This is a genomic window from Pseudomonas sp. St386 (genome assembly GCF_018325865.1).
Taxonomy (GTDB): domain Bacteria; phylum Pseudomonadota; class Gammaproteobacteria; order Pseudomonadales; family Pseudomonadaceae; genus Aquipseudomonas; species Aquipseudomonas brassicacearum.
The window spans coordinates 5,414,539-5,431,771 of the sequence record NZ_AP021900.1; the positions used below are offsets into that span (position 1 = coordinate 5,414,539).

The following is a 17,233-nucleotide window of genomic DNA, read 5'->3' on the forward strand; positions in this document are numbered from 1 at the left end:
TACACCCAAAGAGCATAGTAGCCTTCGCTGGCGCTTGAACTTGAGGAGTCTTGCATGTCCGTCCGTCGCACCAAAATCGTCGCTACCCTTGGCCCGGCCAGTAATTCGCCGGAAGTTCTCGAACAGCTGATTCTGGCTGGCCTGGACGTTGCCCGCCTGAATTTCTCCCACGGTACCCCCGACGAGCACAAGGCTCGTGCCAAGCTGGTGCGCGACCTCGCCGCCAAGCACGGTCGCTTCGTTGCCCTGCTGGGTGACCTGCAAGGCCCGAAGATCCGTATCGCCAAATTCGCCAACAAGCGCATCGAGCTGAAGATCGGTGACGCCTTCACCTTCTCCACCAGCCATCCGCTGACCGAAGGCAACCAGCAAGTGGTCGGCATCGACTACCCGGACCTGGTCAAGGACTGCGGCGTGGGCGACGAGCTGCTGCTCGACGACGGTCGCGTGGTGATGCGCGTCGAAACCGCCACCGCCACCGAACTGAACTGCATCGTGACCATCGGCGGCCCGCTGTCGGACCACAAAGGCATCAACCGTCGCGGTGGTGGCCTGACCGCACCGGCCCTGACCGAAAAAGACAAGGCCGACATCAAGCTGGCCGCGGAAATGGAAGTCGACTACCTGGCCGTGTCCTTCCCGCGTGACGCCGCCGATATGGAATACGCCCGTCAACTGCGCGACGAAGCCGGCGGCACTGCCTGGCTGGTGGCCAAGATCGAACGCGCCGAAGCCGTGGCCGACGACGAAACCCTCGATGGCCTGATCAAGGCGTCCGACGCCGTGATGGTGGCCCGTGGCGACCTGGGCGTGGAAATCGGCGACGCCGAGCTGGTGGGCATCCAGAAGAAGATCATTCTGCACGCACGCCGCCATAACAAAGCGGTGATCGTCGCGACCCAGATGATGGAGTCGATGATCCAGAACCCGATGCCGACCCGCGCCGAAGTGTCCGACGTAGCCAACGCCGTGCTCGACTACACCGACGCCGTGATGCTCTCGGCCGAAAGCGCCGCCGGCCTCTACCCGCTTGAAGCGGTGCAGGCCATGGCGCGTATCTGCATCGGCGCTGAAAAGCATCCGACCAGCAAGACTTCCAGCCACCGCATCGGCAAGACCTTCGAGCGCTGTGACGAAAGCATCGCCCTGGCGACGATGTACACCGCCAACCACTTCCCGGGCGTGAAGGCGATCATCGCCCTGACCGAAAGTGGCTACACACCGCTGATCATGTCGCGCATTCGCTCCTCGGTGCCGATCTACGCGTTCTCCCCGCACCGCGAAACCCAGGCTCGCGCGTCCATGTTCCGTGGCGTCTACACCGTGCCGTTCGACCCGGCCGCCCTGCAACCGGGCGAAGTCAGCCAGGCGGCGGTGGATGAACTGGTCAAGCGTGGCGTGGTGCAGACTGGCGACTGGGTCATCCTGACCAAGGGCGACAGCTACCACACCATCGGCGGCACCAACGGGATGAAAATCCTGCACGTTGGCGACCCGATGGTCTGAGTGACCGAGCGCTGAAAAACAAAAGCCCTGCCATGTGAATGGCGGGGCTTTTTGGTTTTTGCTCTCGGAGAATGCAGTGCCTGAACTGCCGTCATCGCGAGCAAGCTCGCTCCCACAATGGTTCTGTGGTGTTCCGAGACTTTCCGCTCGCCCCCAACCCCCTGTGGGAGCGAGCTTGCTCGCGATAGGGCCAGTCCAGGCGCTGCAAAACTCAATGCCTGTTGATAAACCCCGACAACGCCGCTACCGCCTCGGGCGAGCGCAGGCGTTGGGTGAACAGCCTGCCCTCTTCTTCGATCACCCTGAGCAGTTGCTCCCGGTCGGGCGCTTTCATCAGTTGCTTGCTGATGTTCACCGCTTCAGCCGGCAGCGATTCGAAGCGCAACGCCACTTCCCGAGCCTTGGCCAAGGCCGCCTCGCCACTGTCCAGCGCCTCGGTGGCAATGCCCCAGGCGACCGCCTGTTCACCACTGAAGCCCTCGCCCAACAGCAACAATTGCGCAGCCCGGGCCTGGCCCAGCAGCCGCGGCAGGATCAGGCTGGAGCCGAACTCCGGACACAGTCCCAGGTTGACGAACGGCATACGCAGCCGCGCGTCCCGGCTGACGTAGACCAGGTCGCAGTGCAGCAGCAATGTGGTGCCGATGCCCACCGCCGGCCCGGCCACGGCGGCGATCACCGGTTTGCGGCAATCGAGCAGACTGAGCATGAACTGGAACACCGGGTTATCGAGGTCGTTCGGTGGTTGTTCGAGGAAGTCGATGATGTCGTTGCCGGCGGTGAAGCAGTCACTGGAGCCGGTGAGCAGCACTGCGCGAATCTGCGGGTCGGTATCGGCCATCGCCAGGGCTTGGGCCAGTTGACTGTACATGGCCCGGGTCAGGGCGTTTTTCTTTTCCGCACGGTTCAAGCGCACCGTCAGCAGGCCGCGTTCTCGGTCGAGCAACAGGGTTTCGGTCATGGTCGGTCTCGCGTCTGAAGATCAGCGCTCAACCACGGGGCAGGAAGACGTCGGCCAGCAGTTGATTGCGCGGCAAGCCGGCCAGGTACAAGCGCTTGGCGAAGGCCTCGACCCGGTCGGGATGGCCGCAGAGTAAGGCCTGGGTTTGCCGCGAAACAAGCCGCAGTTGCGCCAGGGCGGACGGCGCCTCGGCCGCGGTCAGCAGCTCCACGCTGAGGTTTTGATGCTTGGCCGCCAGCGCCGCCAGGGGTTTGGCCAGGTAATGCCCGGCTCCATCATGGGCCACGTGAATAAGGCGAATCGCGCCTTGGTGATGCTGGCGCAAAGCTTCGCGCAGCAAGCCAAACAACGGCGCCAGGCCGGTGCCAGCGGCGAGCAACCACAGCGGCCGGTCGTGCCAGTCGGGGTCGTAATGCAAGGCACCGCCGCGCAGTTCGCCCAGGCGGATCGGGTCGCCGGCCTTCATCTGCCGGGCCGCCTCGATGAATTGGCCGGGCTCGCGGCAATCGAGGTGGAACTCCAGGAAACGGTCTTCCTCGGGCAGGCTCGCCAGGGAATACGGCCGGGCCACGTCACCGGCCCACAGCACCAGGTGCTGCCCGGCCTGATAACGCAGCGACCGCTCGGGGGTGATGCGCAGGCGCAGCACCTCGCCACCGAGCCAATCCACTGCAGCCACGTGAGCGGCCTGGCCGTCGCGTTGCGGGTCGAAGGTGTGGATCTGCACATCCTCGACCACCTGGCATTGGCAGGCCAGCCGCCACCCCTGGTCGCGCTGCGTCGGGCTCAGGGCGTCGGGGCGGCTGTCGCGCACATCGCCGCCCACGCACTGCACCAGGCAAGCGTGGCAGCTGCCGGCGCGACAACTGTAGGGCACCGCCACACCGGCGCCGTTCAACGCGTCCAGCAGGTTACTGCCCGCCGCCACCGTCCATTGCCGACCGGCGACTGTCAGTTCAGGCATCGGTGTTCTCCCAGCCGGCAGCGCACCGATTGCGGCCGTCTCGCTTGGCACGGTACAGGGCCTGGTCGGCACGCTGCAACGCGTTGTCCAGGTCATCCCCCATTTCCAGCATCGTCATGCCCGCCGACAAGCTGAGGGCGCCGACCTGCAGACCGATCAGCTCGACTTCAGTGAACGCCAGCCGCAGCCGCTCGCAGCAGGCCGTCAGGCGCTGGGGGTCGCAGGCGGGCAGCAGCATGACAAATTCCTCGCCGCCATAACGGGCCAATACATCGCCCTCGCGCAGGCACGCGGTGGCGACCGCGGCAAAGGCCTGCAGCACCTGGTCGCCCGCAGCGTGGCCGTGCAGGTCGTTGATGCGCTTGAAATGGTCAAGATCGATCAGGGCCAGGCCATGGGCGATGCCGGGCCTGAGGGTGTTGAGCTCGCGGGAAGCGAGGCGCAGGAAGTGCCGGCGATTGAACAGCCCGGTCAGCTCATCGGTGGCCACCAGGTCTTCGAGCTGGCGCATCATCCCGCGCAAGGTGTCCTGGTGCGCCTGCAAGGCAAACCGCCGCTGGCGCATGCGCTGGCGTGATATCTGGACGTAGCGGGCGTAAAACACCAGCCACACCAGCACGAGAAACAGCACGGCCACCTGCAACCCGGCCAAGGTGGGATCGGGCAGCCTGAAGAAGTAACCGTCCCATAGGGTAATCGCGGTGAAGCTGATGAACACCAGCGACGCGCAGCGCACAAAGGCCCGGCGCGACAGGTGGAACAGCCCGAACAACAGGATCAATACATAAAACACCAGGAACACGCCCCGGGCCTGGTCCAGGTGCGCCATCATCCAGGTCTGCCAGCCCAGGCCGATCAGCACCTGCGCTTCGGTGAGGCTGGGGTCGGCGAAGCGCAGGTTACGGTCGGTGATAAACAGCGCGAACAACCCGGCCTGGCACAGCACGACCAACACGCTGCCGATGATGACACCGCGCAACGAATCGAGGTAATGACCACTGAAAAATGCCAGCCACAACAAAACCAGTGCCAGCGCGTACGTCGCGGCCGCCAAAGCGAAGCGTTTCAGCAAAAGACGTTGAATGGCGTTATGGGTCAATCGTTGACTCACCATGGGAAAGGAAACTGACAGGAGGCGTCCTACGCTACAGGCCAGACGCCACTTTAGTGGCGTGTAGGACAAATGACCATTCAATTCTGGAGCAGAAAAATGGCGTCAAAGCAATGGCCTATATTGACGCAGTGGTTTGGTGCCTGACACGTCACCTGTGCACCGCTCTGTTGGGCTGTGGGAGCAAAGCTTCTGTGGGAGCAAGGCTTGCTCCCACAGGGGGGCTAGCCTGCGATATACTGCCGCGCCTTTTTAGCGTCGCGCCAGCATGCCCGGCGTGCCTTATAGAGGTGCCGCCCGTCGACCGATGCACCCAGCGGCCGGCACCTTATTGAATGTTCCCGTCTTTAGAGAGGAGCGCGACTCATGACCGTGATCAAGCAAGATGACCTGATACAGAGCGTTGCCGACGCCCTGCAGTTCATTTCCTACTACCACCCCGTGGATTTCATCCAGGCGATGCACGAGGCCTACCTGCGCGAAGAATCGCCGGCAGCCCGCGACTCCATGGCGCAGATCCTGATCAACTCGCGCATGTGCGCCACCGGCCATCGGCCGATCTGCCAGGACACCGGCATCGTGACCGTGTTCGTGCGCGTGGGCATGGACGTGCGTTGGGATGGCGCGACCATGAGCCTGGACGACATGATCAACGAGGGCGTGCGTCGCGCCTACAACCTGCCGGAAAACGTCCTGCGTGCCTCCATCCTCGCCGACCCGGCAGGCGCACGTAAAAACACCAAGGACAACACCCCGGCGGTCATCCACTACTCCATCGTCCCGGGCAACACCGTGGAAGTGGACGTGGCGGCCAAAGGCGGCGGCTCCGAGAACAAGTCGAAGATGGCCATGCTCAACCCGTCCGACTCCATCGTCGACTGGGTGCTGAAAACCGTTCCGACCATGGGTGCCGGCTGGTGCCCACCGGGCATGCTCGGTATCGGCATCGGCGGCACCGCCGAGAAAGCCGCGGTCATGGCCAAGGAAGTGTTGATGGAATCCATCGACATCCATGAGCTCAAGGCTCGCGGCCCGCAGAACCGTATCGAAGAGATGCGCCTGGAGCTGTTCGAGAAGGTCAACCAACTGGGCATCGGCGCCCAGGGCCTGGGTGGCCTGACCACCGTGCTCGACGTGAAGATCATGGACTACCCGACCCACGCCGCCTCCCTGCCGGTGTGCATGATCCCCAACTGCGCCGCCACCCGTCACGCCCACTTCGTACTCGACGGCAGCGGCCCGGCGTCGCTGGAAGCGCCACCGCTGGACGCCTACCCGGAAATCGTCTGGGAAGCCGGCCCGTCGGCCCGTCGCGTCAATCTCGACACCCTGACCCCGGAGGACGTGCAGAGCTGGAAACCGGGCGAAACCGTGCTGCTCAACGGCAAGATGCTCACCGGTCGCGATGCCGCGCACAAGCGCATGGTCGAGATGCTTAACAAGGGTGAAACCTTGCCGGTGGACCTCAAGGGCCGCTTCATCTACTACGTCGGCCCGGTCGACCCGGTAGGCGACGAAGTCGTCGGTCCGGCCGGCCCGACCACGGCCACGCGGATGGACAAGTTCACCCGCCAGATCCTCGAGCAGACCGGCCTGTTGGGCATGATCGGCAAATCCGAGCGCGGCCCGACCGCTATCGAAGCGATCAAGGACAACAAGGCTGTATACCTCATGGCCGTCGGCGGCGCCGCTTACCTGGTGGCCCAGGCGATCAAGAAATCCAAGGTCCTGGCGTTCGCCGAACTGGGCATGGAAGCGATCTACGAGTTCGAGGTCAAGGACATGCCGGTGACCGTCGCCGTGGACAGCAAAGGCGAGTCGGTGCACATCACAGGCCCAGCGATCTGGCAGCAGAAGATCAGCGAAAGCCTGGCGGTGGAAGTGCAGTAACCCGCACGCAAGCGTTGTGACGAAGGCCGGTGAGCGACAAGCCCACCGGCCTTTTTCATGTCTCAACCAAAAACCTGTGGGAGCGAGCACAGCCATTCATCGGCTGCACCCACCCACCTGTCAGATCTGACAGGTTACACCCCTGCTCTCTCTTGGCATCCTCACCCTGGCCGGGGATCAACCCTGGCGCGGATCAAAGGGATGAACCTTCAATGGCAGAGCAAGCCCCCCTCCAGATCATCACGCCCACCATTGCCGGCGGCGCGTCAATCGCGACCCTCGGCAACAGCCTCGGCCCGGTAGGCACAAGGGGCGCCGCCTCGTTCGAGTTGCCGCTGCCCGTGTCGAGCGCCCGGCATCTGACGCCGGACCTGGCTCTGCAATACAACAGCCAAAACGGCAATGGCCTGTTCGGCATCGGCATGCAGTTGTCGGTCCCCAGCATCAGCCGCAAGACCAGTAATGGCGTCCCGCACTACGGGGAAGACGACGTCATGGTCGGCCCCGATGGGGTGGATCGCTGGCCAGATCTTGAGCGGCAGACCAGCCGCAAGATGGGCGAGCGTATTTTCGCGGTGGTGCGCTATTACCCGAGGGTCGAGAGCACCTTCGACATTTATGAACTCTGGACCTCCATCGATGGCCATCCGTTCTGGCGAGTACAGGGCAGCAACGGCCACGTGTATTGCTATGGGAAAAGCACGACGTCACGTATTGCCGACCCGCAGGTCCCGTCGCGCATTGCCCAATGGCTGCTGCTGGAAGAAGTCAGCCCGCTGGGCGAGCACATCTATTACGAGTACAAGGCCGACCCCTGTCCCCCTGACGGCCCCCACGACTATAGCGCCCAGCGTTACCTGCAACGGTTGTGTTATGGCAACGCCACGGCCAGCGAAACCTTGTATTGCTTTGAAGTTGAAGATCCGACCGAACTGGCCTGGCACTTTCACCTGATATTCGATTACGGCCAACGCCCCCTCGAACTCGAGGAAAAACCCGCCTGGACCGCCCTCGACGAAAACGCCTGGCAACTACGCAGCGATCCTATCCACGCTTACCGGTACGGCTTCGAGGTGGGCACCCGGCGCCTGTGCCATCAGGTGCTGATGTTTCACCAATTCCCTGCCGGAGCCGACAACGAACCCGCGCTGCTGCGTCGGTTGCTGTTGGAATACACCCCGACCGAGTTGGGCTACAGCCTGTTGACCGCCGCCCATTATCAAGACTGGGATGCCGAGGGTCGGGTCGGATACAGCCCTCCGGTGGAACTCCGATACACCGACTTCGAGCCGAACCTTGAGCCAGCGGAATTTTTTGCCTTGGAAACCATGCCCGCCCTGGAAGACGGTCGTCGCTACCAGTGTGTCGACCTCTACGGCGAAGGCATTCCGGGTTTCTTGTGCCGCCATGCCGATAGTTGGTACTACCGCGAGCCTGAGCGCGGCGAGAGCGAAGATCATGACGAAATCAGCTATGGTCCCTGGTCAATGCTGCCCAGCATCCCGATCGCCACCGATAACTCGGCGGTGATGCAAATACTGACGGACCTCACCGGCAGCGGTCGTCTCAATTGGGTCATCGCCCAACCCGGCATGAGTGGCTTTTATACCCTCAACCCCGACCGCAGTTGGTCGACCTTTACCGACTTCAAGCGCTTCCCCAGCGAATTCCTGCATCCCGCCGCCCAACTGGGCGACTTGTCCGGCGACGGCTTGCGCTCATTGGCCCTGATCGGCCCGAAAAGCGTGCGGCTCTACGCCAATCTGCGGGAAGAGGGTTTCGCCCCCGGCGTGGACGTTCCCCATGAACCGGACAGCGACCTGCCCCTGTTCAGCGACGTGCGCAGCGAGTTGGTGTTGTTTGGCAATATGCTCGGCAGCGACAGCACCGAGCTGTGCCGTATTCGCTGCAATGAAATCAAGTGTTGGCCGAACCTGGGCCATGGACATTTCGGGGAGGGCTTCGTCGTGAGTGCCCTACCCTTCACCTATAGCGAGTTCGATGCCGAGCGGGTGCGGATCGCCGATCTGGATGGCTCCGGGGCACCTGCGTTGATTTATCTGCAAAGCGATTGTTTCGAGATCTACTTCAACCGCGGCGGCAATGGCTTGGAGCAAACACCCCTGCGGGTCCAGTGGCCCGACGGCCTGCGCTATGACCGCCTCTGCCAAGTCACCCTGGCCGATCTGCAAGGCTTGGGTTGTGCCAGCTTGATCCTGAGTGTTCCCCATCACACGCCGGATCTGAAACCGCGCCATTGGCGCTACGACTTCGTCGCGACACGGCCCTACCTGCTCAGCGCCACGAACAACAACATGGGCTGCAGCAGTAGCCTGGCCTACCGCAGCAGCGCGCAGTTCTGGCTGGACGAAAAACAGCAGATCCTGAAACGCTCCCAGCCGCCGGTCTGCCATCTACCCATGGCTTTGCCGCTGGTAGCCAGCCAGCAACAATTGGACGAAATCACTGGAAATTGCCTGACCCAGCGCTTCACGTATTTCGAGGGCGACTACGACAGCTTTCAGCGAGAATTCCGAGGCTTCGCCCGGCTGTATCAGCTCGACAGCGAAACCCCCGCTGCAGACTTGGACAGCGGTTTTACCGCGCCGGCACTGGTCAAGACCTGGTTTCACACCGGTCGTAGCGTCGACCAGCCCCTCAAGGATTGTTTCGAAGCCGACAACGACGCGCCAGTGCTGGGCCCAACATTGCTGACTCGTTTCCACGAACAGGACGGAGCCGACCAGATCATCACGCCCGACCCCGAGACCGCCCGGGAAATGGCCTACGCCTTGGCTGGCCATGTATTGCGCAGCGAGACCCACCACGCCGAATCCATCGCCATGCTCCAACCCTACACCGTGACGCAACAACGCTACCTGTTGCGTCAACCTCATGCGGGCCATAAAAGCTTATTGGTACTGGCACTGGAAACAGTCAGCCTTCAATACGATGGGTTTATCAACGACCCACAAGCCCAGCACGGCATCTCCCTGAATTGGAATCACTACGGCCAGCCGGTGCACAGTTTCGTCGTTCATTACGCCCGACGCCTGATCGCAAATGATAATCCCCCTTCGAAGACGAAGACGAGAACACTTGGTGGCGCGATGCCCATGACGATCAGCAACAGATCTTCCATATCATCGAGAGCCGATCCGAATCACTGGACCTGTCCGACGAGACCGGACTGCGCATAAAGCTCGGCCTCCCTTGGCGCGCTCGCACCAACGGGTTGCGACGCCCCAAGGGAAACCTCCCCGAAGGATTGAACCCGCAACAGGTCAGCTATGAATGCTTCCTGGAACATCAGGATTCGGCTGAGTGGACAGCTGCCCGGGTGTTGATCAGTCTTGACGAACAAACCTACCTGCGCGATGAATCGAACACTATCCTGTTCCAGGCCTTGCCCGGTCCGTTGGAAGTGGCCGAGTTCGACAAGCAGGCGCTGGACGCCTATGACGCCGTGCCAGACCCGTTCGACATTCGCCAGCAATTGGAAACGATTGGCTTCGAACCCATGAGGCTGTTCCTGCCTGAAGACCCAGGCAAGGACGCTGCGCAGGAACTGTGGTCAAGGAAACTCGGTTTCACCACGTACCTGCCGCTGGAAGGTTTCTTCCATGCCAGTGCGTTGCAGGAAACCCAGAGCCATGGCGTTACCACGACCGACTATGACGCCTATCACCTGATGCCCATCGCCGTAACCCTACCGGACGGCTGCGCAACCCACATCGAATACAACTATCACTCGCTGCTGCCACGAAAAATCATCGACGCCAACGACAATATCCAAGAGGCGCTTTATGGCCCGGACGGCGTGCCCTTGGCTATCACCTTTCACGGCACCGAGAATGGCGCTCCGGCGGGTTTCGATTCCATCGATACTTATGAGCCGCCCGAAGACCTGTCTCCCGCTCACGCCATTGAAAATCCGGCGGACACCTTGGGCGACATGGCCAGCGCCGTACGGATCGAAGATTTGAGCTGGATGGGCACGCTCGACCTGGCGCTGGTGTTGCCGGAGCAGCGCGATGAATGGATCAGCGCCCGCTACGTGCTGCCCAGCGGCCACATTCGCGCCTCGGCGCGCATTCGCCTGGCCCGGCTCAAGACGCGGAGCGCCGGCGAGGAACTACTCTGGATGCTGATCCAGTCCACAACCCGGGAACCGGCCCACAGCGTCGTGTTGAGCGCCGATCGCTATCCGGATGATCGACTGCGACAGATCCGCATCGCCGTCAGCGCCGTCGACGGTTTTGGTCGCCCGCTGCAAAGCAAGCAATTGGTCGAGCCTGGGCAAGCCTATGCCGTGGCCGAGGACGGCTCGCTGAGATTGGGCGACGATGGGCGGCCGATCCAACATGATGCCAACCCGCGCTGGCGCGTCAGCGAACGGGTCGAGTACAACAACAAAGGCCTGGTCACGCGGGTCTACCGCCCTTACTTCGCCGATGCCTGGCGTTACATCAACGACGCGTCGCTGCGTGAACACGGCTACCACGACCGGCAGTTCTACGACCCGCCAGGGCGGCTGGTCAAAGTCGTCAATGCCAAGGGGCATGAGGCTTGGCATGTCTATCACCCGTGGTACCAGTGCGATCACGATTACAACGATACCGCGCCACTCGATGGTTCATCGTAGAAGGGCTGACATGAACAGTGTTCACTCCCGAACCCCGGATATCGCTGCCGTCGACGGCCGTGGCCTGCCGGTGCGGCAGATCGCTTATCTGCGAAGCCAGGCCAAGGCCCCCGCAGCCGCGCTGATCACTCGTCAACGGTTCAACGTAACCGGCCATTTGACCGAGCAATGGGACCCACGTCTGTTCGACCATGCCCCTAAACCCAATCAGGCCACGGTCTACAACCTCCTGGCCAGCCCCCTGCAGACCGACAGCGTCGACGCTGGATGGCGCCTGGCCTTGCCGGGGTTGGCGGGTGAAACCTTGCAGGTATGGAATGCGCGCGGCAACCATTGGCGCACGCAGTATGACAACCAGCTGCGCCCGCTAGCCCTGGAGGAGAATGGCCAGGCGAATGCCGAAACGTTCACCTACGCCGACGCCACTGAAGACACCGTAGATAACCTGCGTGGGCAGTTGCTGGAGCAGACCGACACCTCGGGCACCTTGCGCCTCGACCGTTACAGTCTGTTGGGTGAATCGTTGCGCCAGGTACGCAGTTTTGCCGACGCTATCCCCTATACCAGTACACAAACCCGGGACGCCCTCGGCGCACTGGTAAGCCAGACTGACGCCGGCGGCCACCGATATGATTTACGCCTGGACGTTTGCGGGCAACTCAGACAAGCGGACCTGAAACTCAAGGACCATGAGGCATCACAACCGATTTTGCTGGACACCCTCTATAACGCAGCCGGCCAGATCGAGCGCCAGGACACCGCCAACGGCGTGACCAGCCGCTGGACACGTGATCCGGCGGATGGTCGGATGAGCACCCTCAAGACAGGAAAAGCCGGTGAGGCCCTGCGCCAGGACCTGGCCTATTTCTATGACCCCGTGGGCAATGTGCTGCGCATCGAGGACCAGACAGTGAGCACCCTGTACTTTGCCAATCAGCGCATGGACGGTCACCGTGAGTTCACCTACGACTCGCTCTATCGCCTGACCAGCGCCACCGGCCTGGAGGGAGACACACCACACCTGCTGCCCGGTTTACCGGCCCCGGTCGTTCCCATCGACCCCTCCGTCCGTTTCAACTATACCCAGCTCTACACCTACGACAGCGGCCACAACCTGACCCAACTGCGGCATGTTCGCGAAGGCAACAATCACACCCAGGCACTGCGCATCGCCCCCCACAGCAACCGGGGCGTGCGCTGGACAGTAGACGACCCGGAACCGGATTTCGACGCGCTGTTCGATGCCCACGGTAACCCATTGTATTTGCAACGCGGTGCCCAGCCACTGGTATGGAATGCCCGCGACCAGCTCAGCAGAGTGACATTGCTCAAGCGCGACAACGGCATGGCCGACGATGACGAAACCTACCTTTACAGCCTGGGCGAGCGGGTCAGCAAGACCCACATCACCGCCAGTACCCGCCACGAAACCCGTTATTTGCCGGACCTTGAAATCCGCACGAGCAGCCACGGGGAGCAATTGCACATCATCACATTTGCGTTGGCCCACGGCAGCGTCCGTTGCCTGCATTGGGAAGCCGGCCAACCGGACGGCATCGAAGCCGACCAACTGCGCTACAACCTCGACGACCACCTGGGCTCCAGCACATTGGAGCTGGACCGCGAGGGCGCCTTGATCAGCCTTGAGCATTACTATCCGTTCGGTGGTACCAGCTGGCAGGCCGCCCGTTCGAGAATAGAAGTCGACTACAAGACTTTGCGGTATTCGGGCAAGGAGCTGGATGCCAGTGGCCTGTATTACTACGGTGCGCGTTATTACCCGCCGTGGTTGCAGCGCTGGTTGAGCCCGGACCCGGCGGGCACTGTCGACGGGTTGAACCTGTATGGATTCGTCGGCAACAACCCGATGACGCTGACCGACGACCAAGGCTTGATCCTGGAGACACAGGCAGAGAGAGATGACAGGAAAGCGCAGGCCGCGGCCGACCATGAAGGGCGGAAGAAAAAACACAAACTGAACCGGGAGATAGCCAAGTTCAAGGACATCCTGAAGCTGACTTCACGCAGGGCCCGCGAAGCGCAGACCCAACTGGAAAGCCATCGCTCGGTAGCGGCTCACGCCCAGTCCGCCGCGGTACGTGTCGGCGCTCATGTTGGCGCGCAGGTCATCAGTTATGGCGCGGGCATCGCGGTGGGCATGGGGGCGGCGGCACTGGGCAGCGTTGCGGGCCCACCCGGTATCATCCTGGGGGCCGCGCTGGGGTTCACGACCAGCAAAGGCGTGAGCATTGGCCTTGACTATGCACTGGAGCGATTGAGCCTGAGCGCAGCGGTCAACTTCAAGACCCGCAAACTGGACCCGAATCGCATCGTGAAGAGAGGCGAATACAAGCACCTCAATCTGGACGAGTATGCCAAGGCGAAAGGTCAGGACCTGCTCCATGCCGTGACCGCGCCCACCACCCGAAACGTCTTGAAAGCCGGCAAGGAAGCGGCTGTCACCGGCACCAAAATCGCGCTGAAAGCCAGCGGAAACGTGACCGCCAGCGAAATCGGGGCCGCGGTGGGTACAGTGCTCGGGACAATCGAGATCATTCACGAAATCCGCGGCGCCAACCGTGAACTTTCCGAGGAAAAAATCGCCCGGGCCGACGAGTACATCAATGGCATGATCGAGGTGCTGAACGCACAAATGGACTACATCGACAAGCTGTTCAATAAGGCGGAACTCGGCGCTACCAATACCTACCAGCCGCTGGAAAAGCTATTCGGAGAATCCAGTGGCGACACGCCTCAAAACCTGAGACTTCAGATGAAAGCCACGATCGTTCAACTGAAGAAGACCCAAAGCATGCTCAGATAGCCGGTTTGTCTTGAAGCGAAAGCGGCGGATCGGCTTGCTTCAACGCCGAATGTGAACCTCTTTACGAACTGGCTCTCGATAGCGGCGATTCAGCCGCTAATTCGGCGTGCTATCGTGCCCATCCCTGCCCTGCCCTTGAAACAATCAAATGCCCGCAATGCCGCGCCCCTTGCGCATGCTCCTTGCCATCGTCCTGATCCTCGCCGGCGCAGCCCTTGCCGCCGTCCTCGCCGTGCGCCATGCCGAGCGCGCAGCCCTGGAGGAAGACGCTAGCCGTGCGAGCCAGCAACTGGCTCTGTATGCCAATTCCCTCCACACCCTGATCGAACGCTACCGCGCCCTGCCCGCCGTGCTGGCGCTGGACCCGCAGTTGCGTGATGCCCTCAAGGGCCCGCTGAGCGCGACGCAACAGGATGCATTGAATCGCAAACTGGAAAAAATCAACGGCGCCGCACAATCGTCCACGCTTGAATTGCTCGACCATACAGGCCTCGCCGTGGCGGCCAGTAACTGGCGTCTGCCCAGCAGCTACGTCGGGCACAATTATGGTTTCCGCCCCTACTTCATCCAGACTCGCACCCAGGGCACCGGGCGGTTTTATGCAGTGGGCGTGACCAGCGGTATTCCGGGTTATTTCTTATCCAGTGCGGTGACCGGCGACAATGGCGACTTCCTCGGCGCGATGGTGGTGAAGTTGGAGTTTCCGGAGCTTGAGCGCGAGTGGCGCCAGGGCAGCGACACGCTGTTGGTCAGCGACGCGCGGGGGATTATCTTCATTGCCAATCGCCCGGGCTGGCGTTATCGCCACTTGCAGCCGCTGAGCGACAGCGACCGCGCCGAACTCAAGGCCACCCGTCAATACGACAAACAACCGTTGCAACCGCTGGCCTATGAACCCCTGCGGCGCTTTGACGACAATAGCCGTCTGGCCCGGGTCGAGACGCCCGATGGCTCGGCGCACTACCTGTGGGAATCCTTGCCGCTGACCGCCGAAGGCTGGACGCTGCACTTGCTGCGCCGTCCGCAGATCGCCTTCGAAGACCGTCGCAACGCCGGGCTCGCGGCCGCCGGGTCGTGGCTGGCGCTGGTGTTCCTGCTGCTGTTTCTCAACCAGCGCTGGCGCCTGGCAAAGTTGCGCCAGCGCAGCCGCGAAGAGCTTGAACGGTTGGTCGAAGAACGTACCCGGGATCTGCACACGGCCCAGGACGGGCTGGTGCAATCGGCCAAGCTGGCGGCACTGGGGCAGATGTCGGCGGCCCTGGCCCATGAAATCAACCAGCCCTTGACCGCCCAACGCATGCAATTGGCGACCCTGCGTTTGCTGCTCGATCATGGTCGGGTCGATGACGCCTACAAGGCCCTCAAGCCGGTGGACGACATGCTGACCCGCATGGCCGCCCTCACCGGTCACCTGAAGACCTTCGCCCGCAAAAGCCCCAGTGGCCTGCGCGAACGCCTGGACCTGGCGGCGGTGGTCGACCAGGCGCTGCAATTGCTGGACACGCGCCTGCGCGACGAACAGATCAGCACCGTGCTGCACCTGACTCGACCGGCCTGGGTGCGCGGCGATGCGATCCGCCTCGAACAGGTATTGATCAACCTGCTGCGCAACGCTCTCGACGCCATGGCCGACCAACCCATCAAGCGCCTGGAAGTGCGTCTGGAAGCCGATGAGCAATTGTGGCGCCTGACCGTCAGCGACAGCGGCACCGGGATCGCCGAGGAACACCTGGCCCAGGTGTTCGATCCATTCTTCACCACCAAGGCGGTGGGCGATGGCCTGGGTCTGGGGCTGGCGGTTTCGTTTGCAATCATCCATGAATCCGGTGGACGACTGACGGCGGACAACCATGAGCACGGCGCGGTATTCTGCGTGACCTTGCCCATTGATAAGGAGGCGCAACTGAATGCTTGATTCAGTCATGGTCGTTGATGACGAAGGCAGCATTCGCAGCGCCGTCGAGCAATGGTTGAGCCTGTCGGGGTTTCAGGTGCAGTTGTTCAGCCGCGCCGATGAATGCCTGGCCCGGTTGCCGGAGCATTTCCCTGGAGTGATCCTCAGCGATGTGCGCATGCCCGGCCTCAGTGGCCTGGAGCTGTTGGCCGAAGTGCGCCGCCGCGATCCGGACCTGCCGGTGATTCTGTTGACCGGCCACGGCGACGTGCCGATGGCCGTGGAGGCCATGCGCGACGGCGCCTACGACTTCCTGGAAAAACCCTTCAGCCCCGAAGCCCTGCTCGGCAGCCTGCGCCGGGCCCTGGACAAACGCACCCTGGTCCTGGAAAACCGTCGCTTGCATGAACAGGCCGACGCCCGGGTCCGCCTCGATGGCACGCTGCTGGGCGTTTCCCGTGCGTTGCAAAACCTGCGGCGCCAGGTGCTGGACCTGGCCGCACTGCCGGTCAACGTGTTGATCCGCGGCGAAACCGGCAGCGGCAAGGAACTGGTCGCCCGCTGCCTGCACGACTTCGGCCCGAGGGCGAGCAAGCCCTTCGTCGCGTTGAACTGCGCGGCCATTCCCGAGGCGCTGTTCGAAGCGGAGCTGTTCGGCCACGAAAGCGGCGCCTTCACCGGCGCCCAGGGCAAGCGCATCGGCAAGCTCGAATACGCCGATGGCGGCACGCTGTTTCTCGACGAAATCGAGAGCATGCCCCTGGCCCAGCAGGTCAAGTTGCTGCGGGTGTTGCAGGAACAGAAGCTCGAACGCCTGGGCTCCAACCAGAGCATCCAGGTGGACCTGCGCATCATCGCCGCCACCAAGCCCGACCTGCTGGACGAAGCCCGGGCCGGACGTTTTCGCGAAGACCTGGCCTATCGCCTGAACATCGCCGAACTGCGCCTGCCACCGCTGCGCGAACGGCGCGAGGACATTCCCCTGCTGTTCGAACACTTCACCCACAGCGCCGCCGAACGCCTGGGCCGCTCCGCCGCGCCCCTGAGCGGCCCGCAGTTGAGCCATCTGCTCAGCCACGACTGGCCGGGCAACGTGCGTGAGCTGGCCAACGTCGCCGAACGCCAGGTGTTGGGGCTTGATCAACTGCCCGTCCTGGAGACGGAGCCGGGCCAATCCCTCGCGGCCCAACAGGAAGCCTTCGAAGCCCAATGCCTGCGCGCCGCCCTGACCCGGCACAAAGGCGATGTGAAAGCCGTGCTTGAGGAACTGCAACTGCCGCGCCGCACCTTCAATGAAAAGATGCAGCGGCATGGGTTGAGTCGGGAGATGTTTTTGTAAGGCCCGCTGAATTCTCTGGGTCTGTACCGGCCTCATCGCGAGCAAGCTCGCTCCCACAGGGGCATGTGTAAGCCGGACGAAATGTGGGAGCGAGCTTGC

At 62.5% G+C, this 17,233-nt stretch carries 8 protein-coding genes and 1 pseudogene; 6 read left to right on the forward strand and 3 right to left on the reverse strand.

Annotation, left to right across the window (positions count from 1 at the left end; translation table 11 throughout):
- The first annotated feature begins 54 nt into the window (after nucleotides 1–54).
- Nucleotides 55–1,506, forward strand: a complete 1,452-nt coding sequence (gene pyk, locus KI235_RS23965) for a pyruvate kinase (RefSeq protein WP_003205118.1) — start codon at nucleotides 55–57, stop codon at nucleotides 1,504–1,506.
- Between the two features lie 211 nt (nucleotides 1,507–1,717).
- Here pyk and KI235_RS23970 read toward each other — a convergent pair whose 3' ends face one another.
- The 3 genes from KI235_RS23970 to KI235_RS23980 are packed head-to-tail and all read right to left on the reverse strand — an operon-like array spanning nucleotide 1,718 to nucleotide 4,530.
- On the reverse strand, nucleotides 1,718–2,467 hold the full coding sequence (locus KI235_RS23970) for an enoyl-CoA hydratase (protein ID WP_003205119.1): 750 nt from the start codon (nucleotides 2,465–2,467) through the stop codon (nucleotides 1,718–1,720).
- Between the two features lie 28 nt (nucleotides 2,468–2,495).
- On the reverse strand, nucleotides 2,496–3,431 hold the full coding sequence (locus KI235_RS23975; protein WP_003205121.1) for an iron-sulfur-binding ferredoxin reductase: 936 nt from the start codon (nucleotides 3,429–3,431) through the stop codon (nucleotides 2,496–2,498).
- A complete protein-coding gene (locus tag KI235_RS23980) occupies nucleotides 3,424–4,530 on the reverse strand; it encodes a GGDEF domain-containing protein (protein ID WP_003205125.1) in 1,107 nt (368 codons plus the stop codon). Before KI235_RS23980 ends, KI235_RS23975 begins: the two co-directional genes overlap by 8 nt.
- Before the next feature lie 378 nt (nucleotides 4,531–4,908).
- Here KI235_RS23980 and KI235_RS23985 point away from each other — a divergent pair, with 378 nt between their 5' ends.
- The 5 genes and pseudogenes from KI235_RS23985 to KI235_RS24005 all read left to right on the forward strand — a co-directional run bounded on the left by KI235_RS23985 (nucleotide 4,909) and on the right by KI235_RS24005 (nucleotide 17,134).
- Nucleotides 4,909–6,432 (forward strand): fumarate hydratase, encoded by a 1,524-nt coding sequence (locus tag KI235_RS23985; RefSeq protein ID WP_003205127.1) that lies wholly within the window; start codon nucleotides 4,909–4,911, stop codon nucleotides 6,430–6,432.
- Nucleotides 6,433–6,644: 212 nt separating this feature from the next.
- Nucleotides 6,645–11,077, forward strand: a pseudogene (locus KI235_RS23990) (SpvB/TcaC N-terminal domain-containing protein).
- A 10-nt stretch (nucleotides 11,078–11,087) separates the two neighbouring features.
- Nucleotides 11,088–13,901: an RHS repeat-associated core domain-containing protein gene (locus KI235_RS23995; protein ID WP_028237347.1), complete on the forward strand. Its 2,814-nt coding sequence runs from the start codon at nucleotides 11,088–11,090 to the stop codon at nucleotides 13,899–13,901.
- A 148-nt stretch (nucleotides 13,902–14,049) separates the two neighbouring features.
- Entirely contained in the window at nucleotides 14,050–15,816 is a 1,767-nt protein-coding gene (locus KI235_RS24000) for an ATP-binding protein (RefSeq protein WP_212795331.1), read from the forward strand.
- Complete coding sequence (locus tag KI235_RS24005) at nucleotides 15,809–17,134, forward strand: sigma-54 dependent transcriptional regulator (protein WP_003205134.1); 1,326 nt, start codon at nucleotides 15,809–15,811, stop codon at nucleotides 17,132–17,134. The genes KI235_RS24000 and KI235_RS24005 overlap by 8 nt, the downstream gene beginning before the upstream one ends.
- Nucleotides 17,135–17,233: the final 99 nt, after the last annotated feature.